Annotated in this window: 6 protein-coding genes (1 of these 6 only partly in view); 5 read left to right on the plus strand and 1 reads right to left on the minus strand. The window is 65.7% G+C overall.

Annotation, left to right across the window (positions count from 1 at the left end; translation table 11 throughout):
• The first annotated feature begins 36 nt into the window (after nucleotides 1-36).
• From XI02_RS40465 to XI02_RS40480, 4 genes are all read left to right on the plus strand, one after another.
• The gene (locus XI02_RS40465) at nucleotides 37-1,287 is read left to right on the plus strand and encodes a M20/M25/M40 family metallo-hydrolase (protein ID WP_172646709.1); all 1,251 of its coding nucleotides are present in this window, start codon (nucleotides 37-39) and stop codon (nucleotides 1,285-1,287) included.
• A gap of 261 nt (nucleotides 1,288-1,548) precedes the next feature.
• Nucleotides 1,549-2,223 carry a GntR family transcriptional regulator gene (locus tag XI02_RS40470; RefSeq protein WP_069280177.1) on the plus strand — a complete coding sequence of 225 codons (675 nt, stop codon included), beginning with the start codon at nucleotides 1,549-1,551 and terminating at the stop codon, nucleotides 2,221-2,223.
• 139 nt (nucleotides 2,224-2,362) lie between these two features.
• Nucleotides 2,363-3,163, plus strand: coding sequence for a phytanoyl-CoA dioxygenase family protein (locus XI02_RS40475; RefSeq protein WP_172646708.1), 801 nt, complete (start codon nucleotides 2,363-2,365; stop codon nucleotides 3,161-3,163).
• Between the two features lie 131 nt (nucleotides 3,164-3,294).
• Nucleotides 3,295-4,602 (plus strand): NAD(P)H-dependent oxidoreductase, encoded by a 1,308-nt coding sequence (locus XI02_RS40480; protein WP_172646707.1) that lies wholly within the window; start codon nucleotides 3,295-3,297, stop codon nucleotides 4,600-4,602.
• Nucleotides 4,603-4,801: 199 nt separating this feature from the next.
• Here XI02_RS40480 and XI02_RS40485 read toward each other — a convergent pair whose 3' ends face one another.
• A complete protein-coding gene (locus XI02_RS40485) occupies nucleotides 4,802-5,887 on the minus strand; it encodes an NAD-dependent epimerase/dehydratase family protein (RefSeq protein WP_172646706.1) in 1,086 nt (361 codons plus the stop codon).
• Nucleotides 5,888-6,195: 308 nt separating this feature from the next.
• Here XI02_RS40485 and XI02_RS40490 point away from each other — a divergent pair, with 308 nt between their 5' ends.
• A protein-coding gene (locus XI02_RS40490) for a TRAP transporter substrate-binding protein (protein WP_038378709.1) crosses the window boundary here: on the plus strand, nucleotides 6,196-6,399 show its 5' portion. Its footprint extends 885 nt past the window's final position; 204 of the gene's 1,089 nt are visible here — the first part of the coding sequence; the start codon lies at nucleotides 6,196-6,198; the stop codon falls past the right edge of the window.

Here is a 6,399-nt window from a genome sequence, read left to right on the forward strand (position 1 = left end):
AGTGTCTCTTCCCGCATCTGTGCAGGGAGGACGATCATGAAACTATCCATCAAATTGCTCGCGTCGGCCGGTCTGCTCGCCCTTGCCTCCTCCTCCGCCTTTGCCGCCGCAGACGAGAAGCTGCGCGCGGCCGCCGAGCAGGCCCAGCCGGCGGTGATCGAGAGCCTGCACGACATGGTGCTGATCGAGTCGGGCTCCAGCGATGTCGAGGGCCTGCAGAAGATGGCCGACTACACCGAAGCGCGGCTGAAGGCGCTCGGCGCCAAGACCGAACGCCGCAAGACCACGAAGGGCGCCGGTGCCGACATGGTGATCGGCAGCTTTGAGGGCACCGGCACGAAGAAGCTGATGCTGATCGCACATATGGATACGGTGTACGAGCACGGCATCCTCGACACCCACCCCTATAAAATCGACGGCACCAGAATCTATGGGCCCGGCATTGCCGACGACAAGGGCGGCATCGCCGTCATCCTGCATTCACTGAAGATCCTGAACGATGCGGGCTGGCGCGACTACGCCAAGCTCACGGTGTCGTTCAATCCGGACGAGGAGGTCGGCTCGATCGGCTCCGGCGAGATCATCGCCGAGCTCGCCGACCGGCACGATGTGGTGCTGTCCTTCGAGCCGACGGTGGCGCCGCCGGTCGCGAAAAATGAGAGCCTGCTGCTCGGCGCCAGCGGCACCGCCACCGGCACGATCGATGTGAAGGGCAAAGCCTCGCATGCCGGCGCGGCGCCGCAGCTCGGCCGCAACGCGCTGATCGAGCTTGCGCATCAATTGCTGCAGACCCAGGACGTCGCGAAATCGATTCCGGGCACGCAACTGAACTGGACCACCGCGAAGGCCGGCACCGTGCGCAACCAGATCCCCGATCACGCCACCGCCGGCGCCGACATCCGCCTCACCATTCCCGACGGCGTGCAAAAGCTGCAGGCGGCGCTCGACGAGAAGGTGAAGAACAGACTGATCGCGGACACCGAAGTGACCGTGAAGGTCGTCGCGGGCCGTCCGCCTTTCGTGGCTGACGATCGCGGCCGCGCGCTCGCGAGGCAGGGACAGGCGATCTATGCCGAGCTCGGGCGCACGCTCGACATCGCGGAAATGACCGGCGGCGCGACCGACGCCGGCTACGCCGCGCGCAGCGGCAAGGCCGTCGTGGTCGAAAGCTTCGGCCTCGCCGGCTGGGGCTATCACGCGCGCGACGAATACATCGACACCAACTCGATCGTGCCGCGACTTTATCTGATGACGCGGACGCTGATGGAGCTGGGCAAGTCGAAGTAGCGGGCTGCGAGTCGTTTCCGCGAAACTCGTCATGCCCGGGCTTGTCCCGGGCATCGACGTCTCTGGTCCCATTCAAGAAAGACGCGGACGGGCGGCCCAGCCATCACGGCGCTGGACGGCTGCCTTGAGCGCGGCCCGGTCAAAACCGCCCCATTCTCAATCGCTTAGCGTGGCCGCAAACCGGAGCCTTGACCGCTCCTGCAACCCGCAGTAGCTTCGCTTTCGAACACGGAATTCCGTATTCCAAATTGGACGGTCGGTATGATCCCGTTGGATCCGCTCCCAAACCTCATCGACCAAGTCTACGGGCGATTGCTCGAAGCGATCATCGACCGCACGCTGCTGCCTGGCCAGCGCATCACCCAGAACGAACTTGCCGATCGGCTCGGCGTCTCGCGCCAGCCGATTTCGCACGCCCTGCATCTGTTGCATCGTCAGGGCCTTGTCGCGGAGAGCGGCAGACGCGGCTTCGAGGTGACGCAGCTCGATCCGCAGCGCATTCGCGAACTCTACGAAGTCCGCGGCGCCATCGATGCGCTGGCGGCACGGCTTGCCGCCGCGCGTGTCAAAGAGGATGCCGTGGCCCGCGCGCAACTCGAAGCCGCGCTCGAGGCCGGACGCGCGATCGACGACGGCACGCCACTGGCGCGGCTGATCGCGCTCGACGTCGATTTCCACAGCGCGATCTATCGCCTCGCCGGCAATTCCGCGATCGAGGAGATGATCGCGCCGCAATGGCCGCATATGCGCCGCTCGATGGCGACCGTGCTCGCCGAGCTCGATTACCGCGGCAGCGCCTGGACCGAACACGAGACCATCGCCGCGCATGTTTTTTCCGGCAACGCCGCAGCGGCAGAAGCCGCGGCGCTGGCGCATGCGCAGACGGCAGGGCGGATGACCGAGGAGAAGCTGAGGGCAATCGACGTGGCGGCGTGAGCCGCCGGCCGACCTCATCCTGAGGAGCGGCGCAAGCCGCGTCTCGAAGGATGAGCCAGCGAGGCCTCATGGTTCGAGACGCGCGAAGGCGCGCTCCTCACCATGAGGGGAGACAGAATAACAACAGGAGGAAAGCACCATGAAACTGACCCCAGAGCAGGTCGAATTTTTCCATCGCGAAGGCTGGCTGTTCCTGCCCGAGCTGTTCAGCCAGGAAGAGGTCGACTTCCTCGCGCGCGAGGCAGTTTCGATCTACGACGCCAACCGCCCCGAGGTGTGGCGCGAGAAGAGCGGCGCGCCGCGCACGGCCTTCGCCGCGCATCTCTACAATGAGGCGTTCGGAATCCTCGGCGCGCATCCGCGCATGATCGTCCCCATCGAGCAGCTGTTCGGTGAGAAGGTCTACATGCATCAGTTCAAGATCAACGCGAAGGCGGCTTTCACCGGCGACGTCTGGCAGTGGCACCAGGACTACGGCACCTGGAAGCGCGATGACGGCATGCCGGAGCCGCGCGCGATGAACATCGCGATCTTCCTCGACGAGGTGATGCCGATCAACGGCCCCTTGATGCTGGTGCCGCAGAGCCAGACCGCGGGCGATCTGAAGGCCTCGCACGATCTCGAAACCACCTCCTATCCGCTGTGGACGCTGGACGAGGAAACCGTGACCCGCCTTGTGAAGCAGGGCGGCATCGTCGCGCCGACCGGCAAGCCCGGCGGCATGCTGATGTTCCACGGCAATCTGGTGCACGGATCGAGCGGCAACATCACGCCCTACCCGCGCAAGATCGTCTATTTGACGCTGAACGCGGTCTCGAACTACATCCGCACCCCGACGCGACCCGACTACATCGCGCACCGCGACTTCACGCCGATCCAGACCGTCGCAGACGACGCGCTGCTGCGGCTCGCTCGTGCACCGCGACAGGCGGCGGAGTAAAGTCTTCGACCGTCATTCCGGGGCGGCGCGTAGCGTCGAACCGCCGATGCGCAATTGCGCATCGGGGAATCTCGAGATTCCGGGTTCGACGCTACGCGTCGCCCGGAATGACTCTCTAATTGGAAGGCATCATGAACCTGCATCACCTCCTCAAAACCCGCGCCGCCGCCGGCAAGCCGGTGCGCGTCGTCCTGATCGGCGCCGGAAAATTCGGCTCGATGTTCCTGTCGCAGGTGCCGCACACGCCGGGGCTTGAGGTGCCCGTGATCGTCGATCTCGACCGCGACCGCGCCCGCGAGGCGTGCCGCACCGTCGGCTGGGACAACGCGCGGATCAGCGCCACCACCTTCACCGACGACGGCGCGCGTGCGATCGCCGGCGGCGCATTCGATGTCGTGGTGGAAGCGACCGGCAATCCCGCCGTCGGCATCCGCCATGCCCGCGCGGCGATATCAGCCGGCAAGCATGTCGTGATGGTCAATGTCGAGGCCGATGTGCTGGCGGGGCCGCTGCTCGCCGAGGAGGCACGCAAGGCCGGCGTGGTCTATTCGCTTGCCTATGGCGACCAGCCGGCGCTGACGGCCGAGATGGTCGATTGGGCGCGCGCCACAGGCTTCCGCGTCGTCGCCGCCGGCAAGGGCACGAAATACCTGCCGGCCTATCACGACGTCACGCCGGAAGGCGTGTGGCAGCATTACGGGCTCACCGCCGGCGAGGCGCAATCCGCCGGCATGAATCCGCAGATGTTCAACTCCTTCCTCGACGGCACCAAATCCGCGATCGAGATGGCGGCGATCGCCAATGCCTGCACCCTCGACGTGCCGTCGGAGGGATTGCTGTTTCCGCCCTGCGGCGTCGACGACCTGCCGCATGTGATGCGGCCGCGCGAGGCGGGCGGCGTGCTGGAGAAATCCGGCATCGTCGAAGTGGTGTCGTCGCTGGAGCGCGACGGCCGTCCGGTGTTTCGCGATTTGCGCTGGGGCGTTTATGTGGTGCTGGAGGCGCCCAACGATTACGCCGCCGATTGCTTCAGGCAGTACGGCCTCAAGACCGACGCCTCCGGCCGCTATGCGGCGATGTACAAGCCGTATCACCTGATCGGGCTCGAGCTGAACATCTCCGTGCTGTCGGCAGCGCTGCGCAACGAGCCGACCGGGCAGCCGCGCGGCTTCCGCGGCGACGTCGCAGCGGTGGCCAAGCGCAATCTGCGCGCCGGCGAGATGCTCGACGGCGAAGGCGGCTACACCGTGTGGGGCAAGCTGATGCCGGCCGCCACCAGCCTCGCCGCCGGCGCATTGCCGATCGGGCTTGCCCATCGGGTGAAGCTGAAGAGCGACGTCGCCCATGGCGCGGTGGTGCGCTGGAGCGACGTCGAGGTCGACGAGACGAGCGACACGATCAAGACGCGCAAGGCGATGGAAGCCGCGTTTTCGCGCTGACGCGTCCTTCACCTCTCCCCGCGCTTTGCGGGGAGAGGTCGGATCGCCCCGGCGATGCGAAGCATCGTCCGGTGTGATCCGGGTGAGGGGCGAGGCACACCGCTCAGCATGCAGCATGATGCTCGCCGGATAGAGGCCCCTCACCCCAACCCTCTCCCCGTAAGAACGGGGAGAGGGAGAAGAGCGCCCGCTCCAATAACTACGGCAGCAGCCGGCTCGCCTTCGCCAGCCTGAACCATTTGTGGAACATCGCCTCGGTATCCATCATCTCGGTGAAGCCGGCCTGGTTGATCTTCACCGTCGAGACGATCGACGGCGGACCCGACTCAGTCTGTCCGTAGCGCATGCTGTAATCGGCATATTGGAACGACAGGCCGACGAACTCCTCCAGTCCGGGCGCGATCAGGTCGTGCTTCCTGCGCAATTCGTCCCACGGCGCGATCCATTGCGGCCAGGTCTGCGCCAGCGACAGCGGCACGTGCCGGCCCGGCGTCATTTCGAGCGCATCCGATACCGCCGGCCAGATATTTTCCCAGGTGAAGACGTCGCCATTGGTGACGTTGAACGCTTCATTGCGCGCAGCCTCGGCGTCGCCCGACCAGGCGATCGCGCGTGCCAGCAGATCGACATCGACCGCCTGCGCGACGCGCGGCGCGCCGCCCGGATAATCCAGCGGCCTGCCCTGCGCGCGCAGCACCGCCGCATAGACGCCGAGCGGCGGGATCAGGTCCATCGCGCCGCCCATGGCTTCGCCGATGATCAGGACCGGGCGCAGGATGCTCCAGTGCCAGCCCTTGCCCCGCTGCAGCTCGCGCAGGAAATTCTCCTGCGCCCAATAGAAATTCGGCTGCTCGTACATTTCGGAACGGCCCTCGCGCGCCGGCACCGTGAGCGGCCGGACATGCACGCCATAGGCCTTGGTGCCCTGCAGCAGCGCGACATGCTTGAGATCGGGCGCGACGGGTTCGATCACGCCCATCAAATTGCGCAGCATCCGGTCGTTGGTTTCGATCTGCCCGGCATCGCGCCAGCCATCGACCAGGCTGGGCGCCTCATAGAGCGCGGCGTAGATCAGGTGCGTTGCGCCGCCGAGCTCGGCCGCGGCGCGACGGCAATCCTCTGCGCTGGTGAAATCGATTCGCACATGCCGTGCGCCGTAGAGATCGCGCGGCTTGCGGCGCGACAGCGCAATCCGCTCGCAATCGTCGGATGCGCCGAAGTGTCGCAAGGCGGCGTTGCCCACGAGGCCGGTCGCGCCGGCAACCACGACTTTCTTGTTGGCCATGTCCTTGAACTCCCATCAACCCACCCGCCCTGCGTAGCAGATCGCGGCAAGACCGGCAGCCATTGCGGCGGGTATCAGATGAGACCGGCAGCGCCGATTGTCCTTCGCACCTGCAACGAAGGCAGGCGCTTGATTTCCTCCGGCAAACGATCATCCTGACCGGCGGAACCGGAAACTCGGATTTCCACAACAAGAGCCCGTCGAGGGCCACCGGACACATTCATCACAGAACGTCGATCGATCGGCGAAGAAAGACGGCACCAAGATCGTTCCCTTGTCGAGGCATCGGCACACAGGAGGGAATACGCATGAAGCGTCGTGAATTCTTGAAGGCAGGCGGCGTCGGGCTGGCTGCGACGGCGGTCGCCGCACCTGCGGTCGCGCAATCGATGCCCGAGGTCAGGTGGCGGCTCGCGGCGAGCTGGCCGAAGGCACTCGACACGCTCTATGGCGGGTGTGAATTCTTCTGCAAGCGCGTCGCCGAGATCACCGACAACCGCTTCCAGATCCAG

The sequence above is a fragment of the Bradyrhizobium sp. CCBAU 21365 genome, assembly GCF_015291305.1.
Taxonomy (GTDB): Bacteria; Pseudomonadota; Alphaproteobacteria; order Rhizobiales; family Xanthobacteraceae; genus Bradyrhizobium; species Bradyrhizobium elkanii.